General features: G+C 69.0%; 16 protein-coding genes, 1 tRNA gene and 1 pseudogene. 6 read left to right on the forward strand and 12 right to left on the reverse strand.

The features are described 5' to 3' along the window. Together A5694_RS09480 and A5694_RS09485 are read right to left on the reverse strand one after the other, a co-directional pair. Positions 1 to 281, reverse strand: a pseudogene (locus A5694_RS09480) (alpha/beta hydrolase); the annotation flags it as partial. After that, positions 263 to 601 (reverse strand): DUF2563 family protein, encoded by a 339-nt coding sequence (locus A5694_RS09485; RefSeq protein WP_234786401.1) that lies wholly within the window; start codon positions 599 to 601, stop codon positions 263 to 265. The gene A5694_RS09485 and the pseudogene A5694_RS09480, both read right to left, overlap by 19 nt. Before the next feature lie 89 nt (positions 602 to 690). On the opposite strand from A5694_RS09485, the gene A5694_RS09490 reads away from it, so the two are divergent. Then, positions 691 to 1,395: a TetR/AcrR family transcriptional regulator gene (locus tag A5694_RS09490; protein WP_064921589.1), complete on the forward strand. Its 705-nt coding sequence runs from the start codon at positions 691 to 693 to the stop codon at positions 1,393 to 1,395. Between the two features lie 9 nt (positions 1,396 to 1,404). Here the strand turns inward: A5694_RS09490 and A5694_RS09495 are convergent, their stop codons facing one another. Further along, a complete protein-coding gene (locus A5694_RS09495) occupies positions 1,405 to 2,370 on the reverse strand; it encodes an AurF N-oxygenase family protein (protein WP_064921590.1) in 966 nt (321 codons plus the stop codon). 26 nt (positions 2,371 to 2,396) lie between these two features. Then, positions 2,397 to 3,518: an acyl-CoA dehydrogenase family protein gene (locus tag A5694_RS09500; RefSeq protein WP_064921591.1), complete on the reverse strand. Its 1,122-nt coding sequence runs from the start codon at positions 3,516 to 3,518 to the stop codon at positions 2,397 to 2,399. Between the two features lie 235 nt (positions 3,519 to 3,753). Here A5694_RS09500 and A5694_RS09505 point away from each other — a divergent pair, with 235 nt between their 5' ends. Then, entirely contained in the window at positions 3,754 to 4,719 is a 966-nt protein-coding gene (locus A5694_RS09505; RefSeq protein ID WP_064921592.1) for a hypothetical protein, read from the forward strand. 63 nt (positions 4,720 to 4,782) lie between these two features. Here the strand turns inward: A5694_RS09505 and selB are convergent, their stop codons facing one another. The 3 genes from selB to A5694_RS09520 all read right to left on the reverse strand — a co-directional run bounded on the left by selB (position 4,783) and on the right by A5694_RS09520 (position 8,006). Next, the gene (selB, locus tag A5694_RS09510; protein ID WP_064921603.1) at positions 4,783 to 6,579 is read right to left on the reverse strand and encodes a selenocysteine-specific translation elongation factor; all 1,797 of its coding nucleotides are present in this window, start codon (positions 6,577 to 6,579) and stop codon (positions 4,783 to 4,785) included. A gap of 13 nt (positions 6,580 to 6,592) precedes the next feature. Further along, complete coding sequence (selA, locus tag A5694_RS09515; RefSeq protein WP_064921593.1) at positions 6,593 to 7,900, reverse strand: L-seryl-tRNA(Sec) selenium transferase; 1,308 nt, start codon at positions 7,898 to 7,900, stop codon at positions 6,593 to 6,595. A gap of 11 nt (positions 7,901 to 7,911) precedes the next feature. Beyond that, positions 7,912 to 8,006 (reverse strand) — tRNA-Sec (locus A5694_RS09520). Positions 8,007 to 8,167: 161 nt separating this feature from the next. On the opposite strand from A5694_RS09520, the gene selD reads away from it, so the two are divergent. Both selD and A5694_RS09530 read left to right on the forward strand, forming a co-directional pair. After that, entirely contained in the window at positions 8,168 to 9,154 is a 987-nt protein-coding gene (selD, locus tag A5694_RS09525; RefSeq protein WP_064921594.1) for a selenide, water dikinase SelD, read from the forward strand. After that, positions 9,151 to 9,363: a DUF2945 domain-containing protein gene (locus tag A5694_RS09530; RefSeq protein WP_064921595.1), complete on the forward strand. Its 213-nt coding sequence runs from the start codon at positions 9,151 to 9,153 to the stop codon at positions 9,361 to 9,363. Before selD ends, A5694_RS09530 begins: the two co-directional genes overlap by 4 nt. Here the strand turns inward: A5694_RS09530 and A5694_RS25160 are convergent. The 4 genes from A5694_RS25160 to fdh all read right to left on the reverse strand — a co-directional run bounded on the left by A5694_RS25160 (position 9,315) and on the right by fdh (position 15,109). Continuing rightward, complete coding sequence (locus A5694_RS25160; protein ID WP_221740354.1) at positions 9,315 to 9,674, reverse strand: DUF6480 family protein; 360 nt, start codon at positions 9,672 to 9,674, stop codon at positions 9,315 to 9,317. The two genes, A5694_RS09530 and A5694_RS25160, sit on opposite strands and share 49 nt — an antisense overlap. Before the next feature lie 139 nt (positions 9,675 to 9,813). Then, a complete protein-coding gene (gene nrfD, locus A5694_RS09535; protein ID WP_064921596.1) occupies positions 9,814 to 10,857 on the reverse strand; it encodes an NrfD/PsrC family molybdoenzyme membrane anchor subunit in 1,044 nt (347 codons plus the stop codon). Continuing rightward, the gene (locus A5694_RS09540) at positions 10,854 to 11,819 is read right to left on the reverse strand and encodes a 4Fe-4S dicluster domain-containing protein (RefSeq protein WP_064921597.1); all 966 of its coding nucleotides are present in this window, start codon (positions 11,817 to 11,819) and stop codon (positions 10,854 to 10,856) included. The genes nrfD and A5694_RS09540 overlap by 4 nt, the downstream gene beginning before the upstream one ends. Further along, positions 11,819 to 15,109 (reverse strand): formate dehydrogenase, encoded by a 3,291-nt coding sequence (fdh, locus tag A5694_RS09545; protein ID WP_082952593.1) that lies wholly within the window; start codon positions 15,107 to 15,109, stop codon positions 11,819 to 11,821. Before fdh ends, A5694_RS09540 begins: the two co-directional genes overlap by 1 nt. A 45-nt stretch (positions 15,110 to 15,154) precedes the next feature. Here fdh and fdhD point away from each other — a divergent pair, with 45 nt between their 5' ends. Both fdhD and A5694_RS25065 read left to right on the forward strand, forming a co-directional pair. After that, on the forward strand, positions 15,155 to 15,994 hold the full coding sequence (gene fdhD / locus A5694_RS09555; RefSeq protein ID WP_064921600.1) for a formate dehydrogenase accessory sulfurtransferase FdhD: 840 nt from the start codon (positions 15,155 to 15,157) through the stop codon (positions 15,992 to 15,994). 104 nt (positions 15,995 to 16,098) lie between these two features. After that, the gene (locus A5694_RS25065; RefSeq protein ID WP_131809555.1) at positions 16,099 to 17,283 is read left to right on the forward strand and encodes a hypothetical protein; all 1,185 of its coding nucleotides are present in this window, start codon (positions 16,099 to 16,101) and stop codon (positions 17,281 to 17,283) included. Positions 17,284 to 17,341: 58 nt separating this feature from the next. On the opposite strand, the gene A5694_RS09565 is transcribed toward A5694_RS25065, so the two are convergent. Further along, on the reverse strand, positions 17,342 to 18,628 hold the full coding sequence (locus A5694_RS09565; protein WP_234787908.1) for an HNH endonuclease signature motif containing protein: 1,287 nt from the start codon (positions 18,626 to 18,628) through the stop codon (positions 17,342 to 17,344). Between the last annotated feature and the right edge of the window lie 106 nt (positions 18,629 to 18,734).

The raw sequence follows: 18,734 nt of genomic DNA on the forward strand, positions 1-18,734 counted from the left end.
TGGGTCTGCTGCAGATGCAAGGTATTGGTGGCGCGCTGGACTTCGGCGGAGTCGTTGATCGGGTGGTCGCCGTTCTCTCGATTCCAGGCGGCTTGGAACCGTTGGCGGGCTTGGGCGAATGCGGCACTGGCCTCGGCGGTGCAGGACCCGGCGTCGTGGAACGCTTGCGCCAGTTCGTCGATGACGGCCGGGTTACCGCTTTGCAGGGTGTTGTTGACCTGCCACGGGTCACCGCCGGCCGCTTCGGTCAGCAGCGCCGGGTTTATGTGCTGGAGTTGCACCGCACCGCGCGAAGTTCGGCTGCGTTGCCCTGTTCCATGCCGGTGAACTCGCGCGCGGCAAGGTGCGCCTTGTCGCCGACCTCGGCCAGGGTGCGGCGGTGATCGTTGAGGCAGGTGATGTGCTCGGCATGGGTCGCAGATAGCGCGCCGTGGAAGACGTCGGCGGCGCTGAAGCCGCCGAAAATGCCCGTCGCGACAAAGGTCTGGTTCAACCGGGCCGCTCCGGCCTGGGCGTGTGCGCTGGCGCCATGGGTATCCGTCGCCCCCGAACGCAGCATCGCCGGATCGACAAACACCAGAACCCCTCTCAGGTCAGTCATCGGCAACTCTGGCAGCCGGCCCCGCCAGCGTCAATTCACCCGGCGATGATCCCGCGGATACCGGGTTGTCCGCCGGTAGGCTCAACGCCATGTCATCGGCCACGACGCCCGCGGTGAGCGGCTATGAGGCGCGATGGCAGCAGCACAACGCGGAGCGCCGCAACCAGATCCTGCGTGCGGCGGTGCAGGTGATCGAGGACAGTCCTGCGGGCGCGGACATCTCGGTGCAGGCCATCGCCAAACGCGCCGGTGTCGCCAAGTCGGTGATCTACCGGCAGTTCAGCGGCAAGGACGAGTTGGAGCGCCGGATCCGCTCCTATCTGGTCGACGACTTCGCCGCAGTGCTCGACGCCAAGCTCGACGTCTCCAGCGGTTCGCTGCGGCAGATCCTCACCCGTTCCGTGCTGGCGGTGGCCGACTGGATGGTCGACCATCAGCGGCTCAACGAATTCGCCCGCCGCGGACCGACTTTGGAGGGCTCACAAGACGCCACCGAAGAACTCAAGCGGCGCATCGCCGTGCGCGGCGCCGACATCATCTCCTCGGTTGCCGAAGCAATCGGGGTGGGCGGCGAGGTCTTCGAGTCCGTGCCGTTCGTGGTCGTCACCATGGTGGATGCCACGCTGGCGAGTTGGTTGACGGAGTCCCCGCCGACCCGGTCCCGCGCCCAGATGGCCGAAACGCTGGCCGATATCATCTGGTACATCCTTGACGGCGCCGCCCGCTCGATCGGGCTGGTGTTGGACCCGGACGAAGAGCTGACCGCGGTGGTCGAGGCCCTCAAACGGCCCTGAAAACTGCCATCAGGCCGCGGCGTGGGCCCGATCGGGCTCACCGCGGTACCGGGCGCGCGGGCCGTCGATGCGAAGCAGCCGCCAGGCCAGCCGGCTGGCCCGGTTGTTCAGGCCCAGTTCGTCGGAGAGGGCCCGCATTTCGCCGAAGTAGCCGGCCAGAATGCGACGGGATGCCGGTCCGCGCCAGAACGCTTCGCGCATCACCTCCGGCGGGATCCCGAACTGCTCGGCGAACGATTTCGGCGGCGCCATGATCTCCCCGGCGAGCCAGCGCATCGCCATCGGGAACAGCACGCTGATGACCCGTTGCCGACGGCGTGTCAGCTTCGGTAGATGGACCTTGAGGAACTCGTTGGCGAACGAGATGTGGCGTGCCTCTTCGGCAATGTGGATCTGCATGGTGCGCAGCACGGCCGGCGGCAGGCTGGCGCCCTCCCGGATCAACGCCTTCTGGAAGTGGTCGATCGGTTCCTCACCGGCCAGGATGCCGATGACGAAGATGATCGGGTAGCGTCCGCCCACCAGCCCGATGTAGGGCGAGAACCGGCGGAATCGGCGCTTCATGCCGGGCACGTCGACGCCGATCCGGTTCACCAGCTCCTGGAACATCTGGATGTGGTTGCACTCCTCGGTCATCTCGTGCAAGCAGTAGCGAAACTCCGGTGACCCGTTGGGCAGCGTCATGATGTAGGCCATGAGCCCGCGGATCAGAATGCTCTCGAAAGCCGCGCCCACCTTGATCGAGTTGGCCATGCGCCACTTGCCGATCTCGATTTGCCGCTCCAGGGGCTGGGCCTGATACCACCGGGTGGCGCCGAGTGAGTCGGATGTCGGCGAAAGCACCCAACGGGGATCCTGCGGATCGATCGCCATCTGTGGGTCGTCCCACGGCACGTCGGTGAACGGGTCGAAGTTGCGGCGAACCGAGCCTTCGGAGAGCACCTGCAGGGCTTGGGTGTAGTCGGTAGTGGTCATCGTTTACTCCTGGGGGACAGTGCGTTTCACAGGGCGCGGGCGATGATTTCCTTCATGATCTCGTTGGTGCCGGCGTAGATCTTCTGGACCCGCTGGTCGGTCCACATCCGCGAGATCGGGTATTCGGTCATGTAGCCGTAGCCACCGAACAGCTGCAGGCATTCGTCGGCGACGTGCATGGCGCGGTCGGTGGTCCACCACTTGGCCATCGCCACCGTGGGGATGTCGAGCTCACCGCGGATGTGCTGTTCGATGCAGTCGTCGATGAACACCCGGGCGATCTTGGCCTCGGTGGCGACCTCGGCCAGCTTGAACTTGGTGTTCTGGAATCCGAAGATCGGTCGGCCGAAAGCCTGACGCTCCTTGGTGTAGCGCAGGGTGTGCTCGAGCGCGGTCTCCATCCCGGCCACCGAACCGACGGCGATGATCAGCCGTTCCTGCGGCAGCTGCTGCATCAGCTGGATGAATCCCTGGCCTTCGACAGTGCCCAGCAGGTTCGACACCGGGATGCGCACGTCGTCGAAGAACAGTTCGGAGGTGTCCTGGCCGCGTTGGCCGATCTTGTCCAAGGACCGGCCGCGCCGGAAGCCCGGGCGGTCGGCCTCGACCAGCACCAGCGAGATGCCGGCGGCGCCTTCTGCTGCGTCGGTCTTGACCACGGTGATGATCAGATCGGCCTGCTGGCCGTTGGTGATGAACGTCTTGGAGCCATTGACCACGTACTCGTCGCCGTCTCGGATGGCGCGGGCCTTGACGTTCTGCAAGTCCGATCCGGTGCCCGGCTCGGTCATCGCGATAGCGCCCACGACCTCGCCGCTGGCCATCTTCGGCAGCCAGGTCCGTTTCTGGTCTTCGGTGCCGTAGGTCAGCAGGTAGTGCGCGACGATCGTGCTGTGCACGCTGACACCCCATGAGGTGTCGCAGACGCGTGCCTGCTCCTCGATCAGCACCGCTTCATGGGCGAAGGTGCCGCCGCCCCCGCCGTACTCCTCGGGGATGGACAAGCACAACAACCCCAGTTCACCCGCCTTGTTCCACAGGTCGCGGTCGACCTGGTGCTGGCCGATGAACTTGTCGATGTTGGGTGCGATTTCCTTCTCGCAGAAGGCGCGGGCCAGCTCACGCAGCGCGTCGAGGTCGTCGTTCATCCAGGGCGAGCGGCGGTTGGACAAGGCGGTTCCCCATCGACAGGTCTCGGAGATTTACCGAGACGTACGGTCCCATCAAATTCGACAAGGTACTCGACGGCAGCGGCGCGAGCAAGGTAATCGGCCCTTTCCCAAAAAGAACCTGAGATTCTGCTTGACATCGGGTCGGGACTTCCCTACGGTTGCGCTACCGTCAAAAGAAAAAGCATGACGGTTTCGAACAAGGAGGGTTGTTATGAAGTTCCGTGCACTGGGTGTGGCGGTGGGTGGCGCTGCGGCAGCGGCGTTCCTGGCGGCCGGGACTGCCAACGCCGATACGGCCGAAACGCCGGCGCCGACGTGGACGCCGGTCTACCAGACGGACACCGCGGAGGTCCTCCAGCAGGCGAACTCGTTCATCAACACCTGGGCCGTCGGGTCCACCTTCGTCAACGGCGACACCACGCTGGTAGGAACCACGTACCTCACGCCGTCGACCGGGGGGCTCAACACCCTGTTCATCGACGAGGCCACCAACGACGTCTACAACCAGAATCAGTTGGGTCTGGGCTTCACCAACCTGTATTACGACGCCGACGGTGACGGCAAGGACGTCGTCGACATCCTGAAGACGCCGTTCGGAAACATCAACATGTCCTCGATGGCGTGGCTGTTCACCCCGGAAGACATCTCGAAGCTGCACGAGGCCTCGCCGGACAAGGCGCTGGAGAACGCCGGCCTGTACAGCGCGCTGAACCTGGCATACGGCAAGGACGTTCCGGAGAACCTGACCTGGACGCCGGTGTACGGCACCGATGACGCGCAGTTGCTCGTCGACAAGGATCCGTTCTCGCAGACCTGGAAGCTGGATGCCACCTTCGTTCCCAGTGAGGGCGACACGCTGGTAGGCACCAACTACCTCACGGAGTCGCTGTTCGGCGCCGGGATCAACAACGTGTTCGTCACCGACGATGGAGACGTCTACGCCCAGAACCAGCTGGGCTTCGGCTTCACCAACCTTTACTACGACGCCGATGGCGACGGCAAGGATGTCATCGACTTCCTGAAGACGCCGTTCGGCAACATCGACATGTCGTGGGCGGCGTCGTGGTTCGCGCCGGCCGACTACTCCGACGTCGACGTGATCACGCCCGACGCCGACCTGGCAGCCGCCGGTCTGTACAGCGCGCTCGACCTCGGCTTGCCGACGCCGGACGCGTAACCGACCACACCAGCACGCACGAATGCCCCGGTTCGCCGGGGCATTTCGTGTTTGCGGGACGGGTTAGCGCACCACTTCTCGCTGCACCGCATCGATCCGCCGGGTCCAGCCGCGCGCGTCGAGGTATTCCAGCAGCGGGATCATCACCCGGCGGGTGGTGACCAGCGCCTGGCGGGCCTGGCTGGCCGTGAACGGTTGATCGAGTCGGGCCAGCTCGCGCATCGCCAGCGCCGGCGCGCTCGGCAACAGCACCAGCCCGTCGCGCAGGCGTAACAGCCGTCCGGCTCGTTCCGCGGCAGCCAGCTCTCGGGTCCCCAGGTGCAGGGCGGCCAGATCGTCGGCTTCCGGGGCATGAAACGGATGGGCGGCCAGGCGCGATTCCAACTCGGCGATCGCGGCTTCGGCCGGGCCGAGATCGTCGCCAAGGCCCGGCAGCTGAATCAGCCCGTTACGCTGCGCTAGTCCGGTGCTGCGCACCACCTCGTCGAGCAGCACCGGATCGGGAAGTCCCAACAGGTCGACGGCCGCACCTCGGGATAGCCCGGCAGCCAACGGGTCCCGCTGCCGAAGCTCGCGCACCGCGGCCTGCAGCCGCTCCCGCCAGGCATCGTGGGTCCGGGCGTGCACCCACCATTCGCCGATCACCCGGACATCGGCGGGTACCGCGGCGCAATCGCAGCCCAGGACCCGCAGGCGCTTGCGCGTCACCGCGCCACGGCGGGCTACCTCGGCGCTAGCCCGGGCGATGTGGTCGTCGGGATCAAGATCGGCCAGTGCGGCCGACCGCCGGGCCGCATCGCCGCGCCGGTGCAGCGCGGGCGGGTCGGCGTCGAGCACCAGCACCCCGCCCAGCACCCGGCGGCTGCCGGGGTTGCGCAGCAGCAGCCGGTCACCGGCGACCAGCGGCAGCGGGCGCTCCAGCGCGAGCCGGGCATGCTCATCGTCGAAACGCCGCAACCTGGCCGGCATCGCCGCCGTTCCGACGTGCACCATGAGCTGCTCCGGCACCGTGCCCAGTGCTGCCCCGGTGCTGCGCCGCACGTCGAGGATCCCAGCGCTGCACCACGTATCCGGCGTGGTCAGGGTGGCGCCGCGGTGCACATCGTCGACGGCGACGCCGCGCAGGTTGACCGCGACCCGGGCGGCCGGCGCAACGCTGGCTGCCGGTTCACCGCAGCACTGCAGACCTCGGACCACGACAGGCGTCGACCGTTCCCCGGTGCGCAGCTCCAGATGGTCGCCGCGCGTCAGCGTGCCGGACGTCAACGTGCCGGTCACCACCGTCCCGGCGCCGCTGACCGGGAACGCCCGGTCCACCCACAGCCGCACCCGCCCGTCTGCTCGGGGCGGCGGCACTGCGGCCAGTACGTCGTCGAGCGCGCTTCGCAGCTCGGGTAGGCCGGTACCGTCGACCGCCGATACGGCGACGACCGGGGCATCCTGCAGGCCGGTCTGGGACAGTTCGGTGCGGGTTTGCGCCGATACCTCGCCGATCCGGTGCTCGCCGACCCGGTCGATGCGGGTCAGTACCACCAGACCGTGCGAAATCCCCAGGGCGGCAACGGCGTCGCGATGGTCGTCGGACTGGGAACGCCAGCCCTCGTCGGCGGCGACGACGAAGCACACCACCGGCGCCGGACCGAGCCCGGCCAGGGTGTTGGGCAGGAACCGTTCGTGGCCCGGCACGTCGACGAAGGCCACTTGCCGGCCCGAGGCCAGCGTGGTCCAGGCGAACCCCAGATCGATGGTGAGCCCGCGCCGCCGCTCCTCGGCCCACCGGTCCGGTTCCATACCGGTGAGTGCGCGCACCAGGGTGGACTTGCCGTGATCGACGTGGCCGGCGGTGGCGACGACAAACATGGGCGGCGCCTGCTCAGCGGATCCGGTCGAGAGCGGCGCGCACCGCGGCCAGCAGCCGCGCGTCGTCATCCGGCGGGATACAGCGCAGGTCGAGCAGGCAGGCGCCGTCGTGCACCCGGGGCAGCACCGCCGGATCCCCGGTGCGCAGCACGGCCGCAGCCGCTTCGGGCAACCGGACAGCCCAGCCCGGCAGCGGCACACCCGGGGCGCCGCCGCCCCCGACCCGGCCGTCGTGGGGGATGACGGTGGCGCCGGCGCCGGCGGCCAGCCGCTCGGCGCGGGCACGCAACTGGTCGGGGTCGGCGTGCAGCGCCCGGGTGACCGGGGGAGCCGCGCCGGCAACCGTGGCCTCCAGTGCCGCAAGCGTGAGTTTGTCGGCGCGGACGGCGCGGGCCAAGGGGTGTCGGGCCAGCCGGGTGATGGCCTCGGCGCGGCCCAGCGCCAGACCGGCTTGCGGGCCGCCGAGCAGTTTGTCGCCGCTAGCGGTGATGACATCGGCGCCGTCGTGCAGCGTGGTGGCCGCGTCCGGCTCGTCGGGCAGCAGCGGGTCGGGGGTCAGCAGACCGCTGCCCAGATCGGCCACCAGTGGCACACCGTGTTCTGTTGCCAGAGCACGCAATTCGCGCACGTCGACGGCGGCGGTGAAGCCGTGGACGGCGAAGTTGCTCGGGTGGACTTTGAGAATGCAGCCGGTCTGCGGCCCGAGGGCTTCGGCGTAGTCGCGCAGGTGGGTGCGGTTGGTGGTGCCCACTTCACGCAGTCTCGCACCGGTGGAGGCGATCAGGTCCGGCAGCCGGAATCCGGCCCCGATCTCGATCAGCTCGCCGCGGCTGACCACCACCTCCCGACCGGCGGCCAGCGCGGTGGTCGCCAGGACCAGTGCGGCGGCACCGTTGTTCACCACCAGGGCGTCTTCGGCGGCCGGGCAGGCGGCCAGCAGTGCGGCACGCGCGGCGACACCGCGCTTGGACCGGGCGCCGGTGGCCAGATCCAGCTCGACGTCGACGTAGCCGCTGGCCGCCGCCAGCGCCTCGACCGCCGCCGCCGAGAGCGGTGCGCGGCCGAGGTTGGTGTGCACCACTACCCCGGTGGCGTTGAGCACGGGCCGCAACCTGGTTCCCGAGCGTTTCGAAAGGTGTTCCAGCAGTGAGAATTCCACTTGGCCCGGGTCCAGCTCGCCGCGCCTCGCCCGCTCCTGAGCGTCATGCACCAGGCCGCGCACGACGTGGTCGCCGAGCCGGGTGCGCGCCTCGAGCACGGCGGGCAGCGTCAGCAGGGCGTCGGTGCGCGGAATGCCGCGACGCGGATCGATCTGACTCACTGCGCCTCCTATGGCGGAGGCGGACGGGAATCGAACCCGCCAGACCGAGCTGCTCGGCCTCACCGGTTTTGAAGACCGGGGAGCCCACCAGGACCCAAACGCCTCCGGGGATCAACCTAGTCGGGCGACGATGCGGGCGAGGGACGAGCCGGCGGAGGAGTCGTCCCGGGGCTGGACCAGGTGGGTCTTTTCAAAATGGGTCGCGCGTGCGGTATCGCTTTCCGACGCGGCCGCCCGCCTGCTGGTGCGGCAGGAGACACTGAACGGATGAGCCCAGACCCCGTCCGGCTGACCGGCTACGCGCATGGCGGCGGCTGCGCCTGCAAGATCCCGCCCGGCGAGCTGGAGGACGCGGTCCGGGGGCTCACCGGCCAGGTTCACGACCGGGTGCTGGTGGGGCTCGACGACGGCGATGACGCGGCCGCCGTGCTGGTCCGCGACGACCTCGCGGTGCTGTCCACCGCGGACTTCTTCACCCCCGTCGTCGACGACGCCTACGACTGGGGCCGCATCGCCGCGGCCAACGCGCTCTCGGACATCTACGCGATGGGCGGAACCCCGGTAGTCGCGATCAACCTGGTCGGCTGGCCACGCGAGACGTTGCCGCTGGAGCTGATGACCGAGGTGCTGCGCGGCGGACTGGTGGTGGCGCAGCAGGCGGGCTGCCCGGTGATCGGCGGACACTCGATCGACGACCCGGAGCCGAAGTACGGCATGGCGGTCACCGGAGTGGCCGACCCGAACCGGTTGCTGCGCAACGACGCTGCGGCGCCCGGACTGCCGCTGACCTTGACCAAACCGATCGGGGTAGGCCTGCTCAACAACCGGCACAAGCGCACCGGCGAGGTGTTCGACGAGGCGATCGCGACCATGACCGAGTTGAACCGCGACGCCGCGCACGCCGCGTCATCGCACGGTGTGCGGGCGGCCACTGACGTCACCGGGTTCGGGCTGCTGGGCCACCTCTACAAGATGTGCCGCGCGTCCGGGGTGGGCGCGGTGATCGACCAGGCGGCGGTGCCGGTGATCGCGGACGCGCACGCGGCGTTACGCGACGGCTTCGTCTCGGGGGGCAGCCGGCGCAATCTGGACTGGGTGCGACCGCACCTGCGGCTCGGTCCCCGGATCAGCGAAGACCAGCTGCTGCTGCTCGCCGACGCCCAAACCTCCGGCGGCCTGCTGGTTGTCGGCGAGCTTCCCGGGTACCCGGTTATCGGGCATACCGTGACGGGAAGCGGAATCGAGGTGCGATGAGCGAGTTCAAAGTCGGCGACCATGTGCGGTGGAACTCCGAGGCCGGGCATGTGACCGGCAAGGTCACCAAGGTGCACACCAAAGACACCGAATACAAGGGGCATACCCGGCGCGCGAGCCCCGATGAGCCGCAGTACGAGATCAAAAGCGACAAGACCGATCACGTCGCCATGCACAAGGGATCGGCGTTGCACAGAATCGACGACTGAGGCACCGGCACGGGCGCGCGTGCTGCCGGTCCGCCATGAATACGGCTTCGCCCGACCGGCGAACTACCCCGGTACGTCCCCATGTTCAGCACGAGTAGCACCGCAACCGCGGCGAACACCAAAACGAGCAGACCGATGGCGACGAGGCTTATCGTCACGGTGGGGGTGAGTCTGCGCGTGACGCGCGGATCCGACGCCGAAAGGCCGGAGGTCTGCGCGGACTCGGGTGGCGTCGAGCCAGGAGCGACACCGCCGCCGGACTCGAGGTCGGGGGTGCTGGCCGGGTCTGGGTCCGGGGGCGGCGCGGTCATAGCTGGATTCCATTCACGTCTGGCTAGGCGGAAAATTCGGTGATCGCATACCCCCTGGCGCCGTTCTTACACATCGCTTTCGGCGCGCTCTCGGCAGGTCGGCCGCAACTGAGCGGTCCGCTGTCCGGACGGCGGCGGCTCACCCCGCCGTGGTGATCGAATCCCCGGTGATGCCCGCCGCCCGGCGGGCCGCCAATCGGCGTTTCTGCGGCTCGATGGTGTAGCGCGGGTCCTTCGCCGATTCGATGCCGGCCTCGAACACCCCGAACCGGGTCAGCGCCGACGCCGCCAGCAGTGCCAGCCCCGACACGGCCGCCACCGCTCGGTGCCGCCCGCCCAGCAGCGTCCCGATGCCCCCGGCGACCGCCAACCGCTCACTGGCGCGCAGCATCGCCCCGGCCCGGCCCTGATGCAGCGGCTCGGCGGCGATCGGATCCATCCGGTGCTCCATGGCGCGGGTCGCGATCACATCGCCGAGCACCCCGAGCACCGCCAGGCGTCGCGCCGGCCCCGCCTCGCCTACCGGTGTGGTCAGCATTGCCAGCCCGCCGGACGCCAGGCTCGCCGAGCTAGCGAACACGAACGGCAGGTCGCGGTGGGCACCATGCCAGGTTGGGGTGGCGGTGTCGCCCAGCAGCACCGCGGTGTAGACCGCCAGCGGCGCCGCGAACACCGCGGCCTCCAGACCGGCCGGGCCCTCGACCGCGCGCAGCAGGCCGCGCACCGGCCCCAGCGGCAGGCGCTCGCCGGTCAGCCGGTCCACCTCCGCCGCGGCGGCTACCGCGGTGCCCGCACCGAATCCCGACAGGATCCAGGAGCCCAGGCTCATCGGTGAGGTGAGCTTGATGGTGCGCAGCATGTTGACGAAGCGTTCCGGGCGACCCAGGTCGCTGATCAGGGCCGCCGCGCTCAACACGATCGCCACCAGCGCCGCCAGCCTTGAGTTGCGTCGCAACGTTTTCCGGCCGGTGAGTTGGGCGCCGGCGGCCAGCAGCCCGGAGCCGCCCGCCAGGCCACCGAGGAACAGGTAGGCGGCGATCTCGTGTGACCATGGTGCGGGCTTGACCACCGGGCGCCCGTAGTAGGAGCTGAACTGCACGTCGGGCACCATCGGCATCTCGCGGCCGCCGTCACCACCACCGCCCCGGCGCCGGCGCCGTCGAGGCTCCTGCTGAGTGCTCACCGTCGTCCCCCTAAAAACGCGACCGCCGCGGCGGCCAACATCCCGGCCGCGGCCAGTGCCGAGCGCTTGAACATCGCCGGCAGGTCCGCGGTGGCCACCCGCGGGTCCGGCGGCAGGCCGTACACCTCCGGCTCGTCGAGCAGCAGGAAAACCGACCCGGTGCCACCGACCCCGTCGTGTTCGTTGGCGCCGTAGAGCCGGGCTTCGGTGCGGCCCTGCGCGTGCAGCCGGGCCACCCGCCGGCGGGCGTCGTCGATGAGATCAGCGTGGTCGCCGAACTTGATCGACTCGGTCGGGCAGGTCTTGGCGCACGCCGGGATCTCGCCGTCGACTAGCCGGTCGTAGCACATGGTGCACTTCTGGGCTATTCCGGCGTTGCGCACCGCGGGGGCGTCGCCGCGGGCGGTCTTGGGGGCCGCCGTGCCGTCGGTGCGGCGTTCGATCACCCCGAACGGGCACGCCGGCACGCAGTTGCCGCAGCCGTTGCAGACGTCGTCTTGCACCACCACCGTGCCGAATTCAGTGCGGAACAGCGCACCCGTCGGGCAGACATCCAGACACCCGGCGTGGGTGCAGTGCTTGCACACGTCCGAGGCCATCAGCCAGCGGAACTGATCGGTGTCGGGAGGGGCGGTAACCGCTTCTGTGCCCGGCATTTTCGGCATGCCCAGGCTGACCAGCTGCCGACCCGATTCGCGCGCCTGCGCGATGGCGTCGCGGCCCTGTTCGATGAACGCGACGTGCCGCCAGGTGTTGGCGCCCAGTGCTCCGGTGTTGTCATACGACGACCCGAGCAACTCCAGCTCGCCGTCGGCCGGGTTGTGGTTCCACTCCTTGCAGGCCACTTCGCAGGCTTTGCATCCGATGCAGATCGAGGTGTCGGTGAGAAACCCCTTGCGCGGAGGTTGCGGCGACCACCGGGCGTCGGCGGCGGGATCGGTCGGTCCGGACAGTTGACCCATCAGTCCCGCCTCTCCGGGTCGATGGCGCTATTACCGGTCTGTGGTGTTGCGCCGGAACGGCTTTGGTACTCGGCGATCAGGCGCAGCAAATCCTCGCCATGCGGCCGCCGGCCCGGCCGGATATCGCAGGAACCGGCCTTGGATTCCTGGATCTGCACATTGGGGTCCAGAGTCACCCCGAGCAGATCGTTGGCGGCATCGCCGCTGACCACCGCGTCGCCGCCGACTCCCCAGTGATACGGCAAGCCGATCTGGTGCACGGTATGTCCACCCACGATCAGCGGTGTCATCCGGTCGGTCACCAGCACGCGCGCCTCGATCGCCGCGCGTGGCGAAATGATGGTGGCCCAGCCGTAGTTCTGCAGGCCCCGCTCGGCGGCCAGCGCGGGCGAGACCTCACAGAACATCTCCGGCTGCAGCTCGGCCAGATACGGCAGCCAGCGACTCATTCCGCCGGCGGTGTGGTGCTCGGTGAGCCGGTAGGTGGTGAACACGTACGGGTAGACGTCCGCACCCGGCTCACCGGCGCTGGGCGCCGACAAATTGTCCTTGCGGGGGAACGTGATTCGGGCGGGGTTGCGCTGCTGGTGATAGACCGCGTTGGCGATCGGCGACTCCTGCGGCTCGTAGTGGGTCGGCAGCGGCCCATCCACCACACCCTTGGGGGCGAACAGCCAGCCCTTGCCGTCGGGCTGCATCACGAACGGGTCGTCGCCGGCCAGCGCGTCCGGGCCGCCCACCGCTGGACCCGGCCGGGTGCCCGGCGCGCGGTCGATGACGAAGTCGGGCACGTCATCCCCGGTCCAGCGGCCCGACTCGGCGTCCCACCACACGTACCGCTTGCGTTCGCTCCACGGCACCCCGTCCGGGTCGGCCGAGGCCCGGTTGTACAGGATCCGGCGGTCGGCCGGCCAGGCCCAGCCCCACTGGGATTGGCTGCGTCCGGGCCCGCCTCGGGGTACCCGGCGGGCGGCCTGGTTGACGCCGCCGGCGTACACCCCGGTATAGATCCAGCAGCCGCCGGAGGTGGACCCGTCGGCGCGCATCTGGGTATAGGACGTCAGCGGCGCGCCCGCGTCGTCGCCGGTGAGCTGGTGGCCGTTGATCTCGGCCAGCACGAACTCCGGATCGGGATCCCCGTGGGCATCGACCGGGTAATCCCAGACCAGATCCAGCAGCGGCCGATCCCGCGGATCGGTCGACCCGGCGAGCTTGGCCCGGATCCGGTTGCCGAGCGTGATGAAGAACTGCAGCTCACTGATGCAATCTCCCGGCGGGGCGACGGCCTGATGCCGCCATTGCAGCAGCCGCTGGGTCTGGGTGAACGTCCCGGCCTTCTCGACGTGGCTGGCCGCCGGTAGGAAGAACACCTCGGTCTCGATGTCTTCGGTGCGCAGCTCACCGGAGGCGATCTCCGGGCCGTCCTTCCACCAGGTGGCCGACTCGATCAGGTTCAGGTCCCGCACCACCAGCCACTTCAGATGCGACATGCCCAACCGTTGTTGGCGGCCATTGGCCGACCCGACCGCCGGGTTCTGGCCGAGCAGGAAGTAGCCCTGCACCTCGTCGGCCAGCATTCCGGTCACGGCCTGATAGGTGCCATGTGGTCCGGTCAGCCGGGGCAGGTAGTCATAAGCCCAGTCGTTATCGGCGGTCGCGGCATCCCCCCACCACGCTTTGAGCAGACTGACCAGATACGCGTCGGCGTTGGCCCAGAATCCCTTCTGGCTCTTGGATCCCACCCGGTCCAAGTACTGCTGCAGAGTGTCATCGCGCCCGGCCTTGGGCATCGGCAGATAACCGGGCAGCATGTCGTAGAGCGTCGGGATATCGGTGGAACCCTGGATGCTGGCATGGCCGCGCAGCGCCATGATGCCACCGCCCGGCCGGCCCACGTTGCCCAGCAACAGCTGCAGGATCGCCGCGGTGCGGATGTATTGGGCGCCCAGGGTGTGCTGCGTCCAGCCCACCGCATAGGCGAAACAGGTGGTGCGTTCGCGTCCCGAGTTCTCCGTCACCGCGCGCGCCAGGTAGTCGAACGCCTCGGGGTCGATGCCGCAGACGTCGCGAACCATCTCCGGCGTGTAGCGCGCATAGTGCCGCTTGAGGATCTGGAAAACCGTGTGCGGGTGTTGCAGGGTTTCGTCGCGCCGCACCCGGGCGTGTTCGAGGGCCGGGCCGCCGCTGCCGAACGTCTCGCCGACCGAGCGTGCCGAGGCGCTGCTGCCGTGCTCGTGGCCGCCGCCGGGGGAGCCGATGTCGCCGTCGCCGGCTTCGGCACTTTGATACGCCCAACTCGACGGGTCGTAGTGCCCGGTTGCCGGATCGAACCCGGAGAACAGCCCGCCCAGGTCCTCGGTGTCACGGAAGTCCTCGCTCACCAGCGTCGCGGCGTTGGTGTAGGCCAGCACATATTCACGGAACCACAGGTCGTGGCTGAGCACGTGGTTGATCAGCGCCCCCAGCAGCACCACATCCGAGCCGGCCCGGATCGGAATGTGCTTGTCGCACACCGCCGAAGTGCGGGTGAACCGCGGGTCGACGTGGATCACGGTAGCGCCCCGGGCCCGGGCTTCTTCGACCCACTGGAAGCCGACCGGATGGCACTCGGCCATGTTGGAGCCCTGGATGACGATGCAGTCGGCATTCGCCATGTCTTGCAGGGTTTGCGTCGCGCCACCGCGACCGAAGGAGGCTCCCAGACCGGGAACCGTGGCGGAGTGTCAAATACGAGCTTGGTTGTCGATCTGTACCGCGCCGGCGGCGGTGAAGAGCTTCTTGATGACGTAGTTCTCTTCGTTGTCCAGTGTCGCGCCGCCCAGCGAGGCGATCCCCATGGTGCGGCGCAGCGGCCGGCCGTCGGCGTCGTGGTCCTGCCAGGTGTTGCGCCGCGAGGCGATGAACCGGTCGGCCACCATGTCGATCGCGGTGTCCAGCTCCAGCGGCTGCCAGTCCGTAGCGTGGGGCGCCCGATACAGCACCGTGATCTGCCGGCCGCGGGAGTTGACCAGCTGCTCGCTCGCCGCGCCCTTGGGACACAGCCGCCCGCGCGAGATCGGCGAGTCCGGATCGCCTTCGATCTGCACGACCTTCTCGTCCTTGACGTAGACGCGCTGGCCGCAGCCGACCGCGCAGTACGGGCAGACGCTTTGCACCACCCGATCGGCGGTCGCGGTGCGCGGTGCGATGGCGCGGGTGGCCTCGGAGGTCACAGCCGGACCGCGGCCGAACACGTCACCGGTGCGCAGTTGCCGGATTACCGGCCACTCCAGGAATTTTCGCTGAACCATCCCTGCAGCGTAGTCCCGATGTGAGCGACCCGGGATGATGGAGCGATGAGTCGGATAACGCAGCGTCGGCGGGTCAGCCACCTTGCCGCCGGCGACGCGACGCAGCGGCCCGAGACGCTCGCGGTCGAAGAACCGCTGGAGATCCGGCTGGGCGGTGTTCCGCTCACCGTCACGATGCGCACGCCCGGATCCGATATCGAGCTGGCGCAGGGCTTTTTGCTCACCGAGGGAATCATCGCCGGGCGTGATGACGTGCTGACCGCGCGTTACTGCGCCCACCCGGACGGGACCAACACCTACAACGTGCTCGACGTGACGCTGGCCCCAGACGTTGCGCCGCCCGCTGTGGACATCACCCGCAACTTCTACACCACCTCGTCCTGCGGCATCTGCGGTAAAGCCTCGCTGGAGGCGGTGCGGCTTGCCAGCCGGTACAGCCCGGGCGAGGACGGGCTCCGAGTCTCCGCGGCGGCGGTGACGGCGATGCCCGATCAGCTGCGGGCCGCGCAGGACGTCTTCGCCACCACCGGCGGTCTGCATGCCGCGGCGCTGTTCGACTTCCGGGACGGCGACGGCACCATGCGAGTGGTTCGCGAAGACGTCGGCCGGCACAACGCGGTCGACAAGGTGATCGGGTGGGCGCTCGAACACGGCCGGGTGCCGCTGGCCGGGGCCGTGCTGCTGGTCAGTGGACGGGCGTCGTTCGAACTGACCCAGAAGGCGGTGATGGCGGGGATTCCGGTCCTGGCCGCGCTCTCCGCGCCGTCGTCGCTGGCCGTGGACCTGGCCGCCGAATGCGGGCTGACGCTGGTGGCCTTCCTGCGGGGCGCTTCGATGAACGTGTACAGCCGGCCAGACCGCATCATCGGCTGTGAGCCTGTTTGATGCCCGCAATAGCGGCGATTAAGCCGGACAATTCGCGCGTTTTCGGAATTTCGTATTAGTGTGACGAGTCTGAGCAAACCCCTCCTCTCCAAGGAGCGTGCACCATGGCCAGTCACCGGCAGGATCGCCGTCGTCGGCGCAGCATGAGCAGCGTCGGCGCCGCAGCTGCAGCATTGCTGGTCGCCGGTACGGCGCCGATCGCCGCCGCCCCGGCCGCGCACGCCGATCTGGGGGAGCTGCTCTTCGACCCGGTGGTCGATGTTGCCGATGGCGGTCAGCCGGCCGACGCCTTCGGTGACTTCGGCGCGTTCCTGGGCAGTGCCGAGGCGGGCCCGCTCGATTTCGCGCAGTCGATCAACGACGCGCTGCAGGCGTGGCTTGCCAGTGGCTCCGGCATGCAGATGGCCGAGATGATCAACGCGCCGTTCGTCTACCTGTTCGGCCGCGATCTGATCGGCAACGGCATCGACGACTTCACCGACGCCAACACCTCGCTACTGGGCAGCAGCGGCATCTTCGGCGACCTCGGCGACGGCGGTTTCCTGTTCGGCAACGGCGGGGCGGGCGCCGCGGGTGAGGTCGGGGTGAACGGCGGCGCCGGCTGGGCGGGCGGTTCGGCCGGCATGTTTGGTGATGGCGGCGACGGTGGTGCCGGTGCGGCCGGCGCGGCGGGCGGAGCCGGTGGCAACGGCGGCAGCCTGTTCGGCAACGGTGGTAATGGCGGCGACGGCGGAGCCGGCGGCGGTGACGGCGGCGCGGGTGGCAATGCCGGGTTCTGGTACGGCAACGGCGGCAACGGGGGCGACGGCGGCGCGGGTCTCGTGGGGACGCAGGGAGTCTCCGGCGGCGCGGGCGGTGCCGGTGGCAATGGCGGGCAAGGCGGCAACGGTGCCTCCCTGGGCTCCGGCAACGGCGGCAACGGCGGTGCCGGCGGGAAGGGCGGCGACGGCGCCCCAGCCAGCGGTGGCGGCGCCAACACCTCCGGCGGCAACGGTGGACACGGTGGTGCCGGCGGCAGCGCCGCGCTGGTTTCGGGCAACGGCGGCAACGGCGGTGACGGCGGCAACGGTGGGTTCGCCGGGATCCGAGGCCCTAACAGCCCGGGCGGTCAGGGTGGCGTCGGCGGCCAGGGTGGTGCCGGCAGCATGAGCGGGAACAACGGCGAGGCGGGCACCACCGGTAACACTCCGGGAAGTCATGGCGGTGGAGGCGGCGGGGGGTGCGTCCCCAATCCCGGTGGTGGCGGCTCCGGCGGGCCCGGCAGCGGCACCGGCTGCAACGGCGGCTAGTGCCGGTTGCTGCTAAGTGGGTGACTTTGCCGCAGCCTCCCGCCTTAGGCGCACGTGGTCACCCAGCTTCCATCCAAGCGTCGTCGGCGAGGCAATGTCGGTTGGCGAGTTCCTCGGGATCTATTGCCTCGTAGCTGCGTTGGAGCTCCTCGAGGGCGGCGTCGTAGTCGGCTTCGTCGAATACCGAGTCGTCGGGCCACGGGCACTGATCGTCGTCGTCGGCGGGCGGTGGGGGTTGCGGATCGGGTGGCTCGTCGGCGTCGTCATCAGATCGGGCGGGCCGGTGGTAGTCGATGACGGCTTCGATGAAGTGGAACGGGTTGATTCGGGGTTGGCCGTGGTCGAGTTTGGGTGGGGGGATCCATTCGACGCGGCCGGACTCGCCGAGTCGGGTGGTCCAGCCCTGCTCGCTGGCCATCCGGTTATCCGGTGCGCATGCCAGGGCGAGGGAATCAATGTCGGTGTGGCCATTGTCGGCCCAGTCCCGGTCCAGATGGTGTGCCTGGGTCAAATATCCCGGCACCGTGCACCCGGGTCGGGTGCAGCCGCGATCGCGCGCGTGCAACACGATGCGCTGATCGGCTGAGGCGATCCGCTTGGTGCGGCCCAGCCACAACGCTCGGCCCTGGCCATCGAAGAGCGTCAGATAGTGGTACGCGTGCGATGCCATCCGCAGCAGATCACCCATCGGCAACAAGGAGCCCCCGGCGGTGTGGGCCTTGCCGGCGCCGGTCTGCAACTGCTCGAGGGTGGTCGAGACGATCACCGTGACCGGCAGCCCGTTGAGCTGCCCGAGATCCCCGCACGACAGTGTCGCCCGTAAAGCCGCCAACAGCGCATCGTGCTGGCGTTGATCGCGGGTGCGGTGATCACCCTGGATCTGCTCCTGGCTCGGCGTGCCACTGACACAGGGGTTTTCATCGGCGGAATTGCACATCCCGGGTGCTCCCAGTTTGGCCAGCACCGGTTCCAGGGTGGCCCGCAACTCCGGGGTGATCGTGCCGGACAGGGTGCTCATCCCATCGGGGCGTTGCGGCCCCAGCCGCAGCCCGCGGCGGGCCTGGCGTTGCCGGTCGTCGGGCTCGTCGCCGTCTTGATCCAGCACCGCGATCAGGTGCACAGCCAGGCGTTGAAAGGTTTCCGGGGCGAACAAGGTGGCCAACTCCACCAGGTCACGCTCGGCGCGCTCCCGATCGGCCACAGTGACTCCGGCCGGGATCTTGGCCATCGCCTTACGGGCGATCGCCACCTGCTCGGGGCCGACCTGCCCAGCGGCCTGGGCCGCGGCCAGCGCCGGCAACACCGGTTCCAGGGGTTCGCCGGTGATCGCGGTGCGCGGGCCCAACTCAGCGGCCTCATCGACGCGCCGCCGGGGGTCAAGTCCCGGGAAGTGGTGTAGTGCTGCGTGATCCGATGGGTTAGGCAGTTAGGGCGGGCATGTCATCGGCTCC

Source organism: Mycolicibacter sinensis (genome assembly GCF_001667945.1).
Taxonomy (GTDB): domain Bacteria; phylum Actinomycetota; class Actinomycetes; order Mycobacteriales; family Mycobacteriaceae; genus Mycobacterium; species Mycobacterium sinense_B.

Bases quoted from the DNA above. Each gene is read 5' to 3' on its own strand.
- A5694_RS09485 (WP_234786401.1), bottom strand. From the start codon at position 601: ATGACTGACCTGAGAGGGGTTCTGGTGTTTGTCGATCCGGCGATGCTG.
- A5694_RS09490 (WP_064921589.1), top strand. From the start codon at position 691: ATGTCATCGGCCACGACGCCCGCGGTGAGCGGCTATGAGGCGCGATGG.
- A5694_RS09495 (WP_064921590.1), bottom strand. From the start codon at position 2,370: ATGACCACTACCGACTACACCCAAGCCCTGCAGGTGCTCTCCGAAGGC.
- A5694_RS09500 (WP_064921591.1), bottom strand. From the start codon at position 3,518: ATGAACGACGACCTCGACGCGCTGCGTGAGCTGGCCCGCGCCTTCTGC.
- A5694_RS09505 (WP_064921592.1), top strand. From the start codon at position 3,754: ATGAAGTTCCGTGCACTGGGTGTGGCGGTGGGTGGCGCTGCGGCAGCG.
- selB (WP_064921603.1), bottom strand. From the start codon at position 6,579: ATGTTTGTCGTCGCCACCGCCGGCCACGTCGATCACGGCAAGTCCACC.
- selD (WP_064921594.1), top strand. From the start codon at position 8,168: ATGAGCCCAGACCCCGTCCGGCTGACCGGCTACGCGCATGGCGGCGGC.
- A5694_RS09530 (WP_064921595.1), top strand. From the start codon at position 9,151: ATGAGCGAGTTCAAAGTCGGCGACCATGTGCGGTGGAACTCCGAGGCC.
- A5694_RS25160 (WP_221740354.1), bottom strand. From the start codon at position 9,674: ATGACCGCGCCGCCCCCGGACCCAGACCCGGCCAGCACCCCCGACCTC.
- A5694_RS09540 (WP_064921597.1), bottom strand. From the start codon at position 11,819: ATGGGTCAACTGTCCGGACCGACCGATCCCGCCGCCGACGCCCGGTGG.
- fdhD (WP_064921600.1), top strand. From the start codon at position 15,155: ATGAGTCGGATAACGCAGCGTCGGCGGGTCAGCCACCTTGCCGCCGGC.
- A5694_RS25065 (WP_131809555.1), top strand. From the start codon at position 16,099: ATGGCCAGTCACCGGCAGGATCGCCGTCGTCGGCGCAGCATGAGCAGC.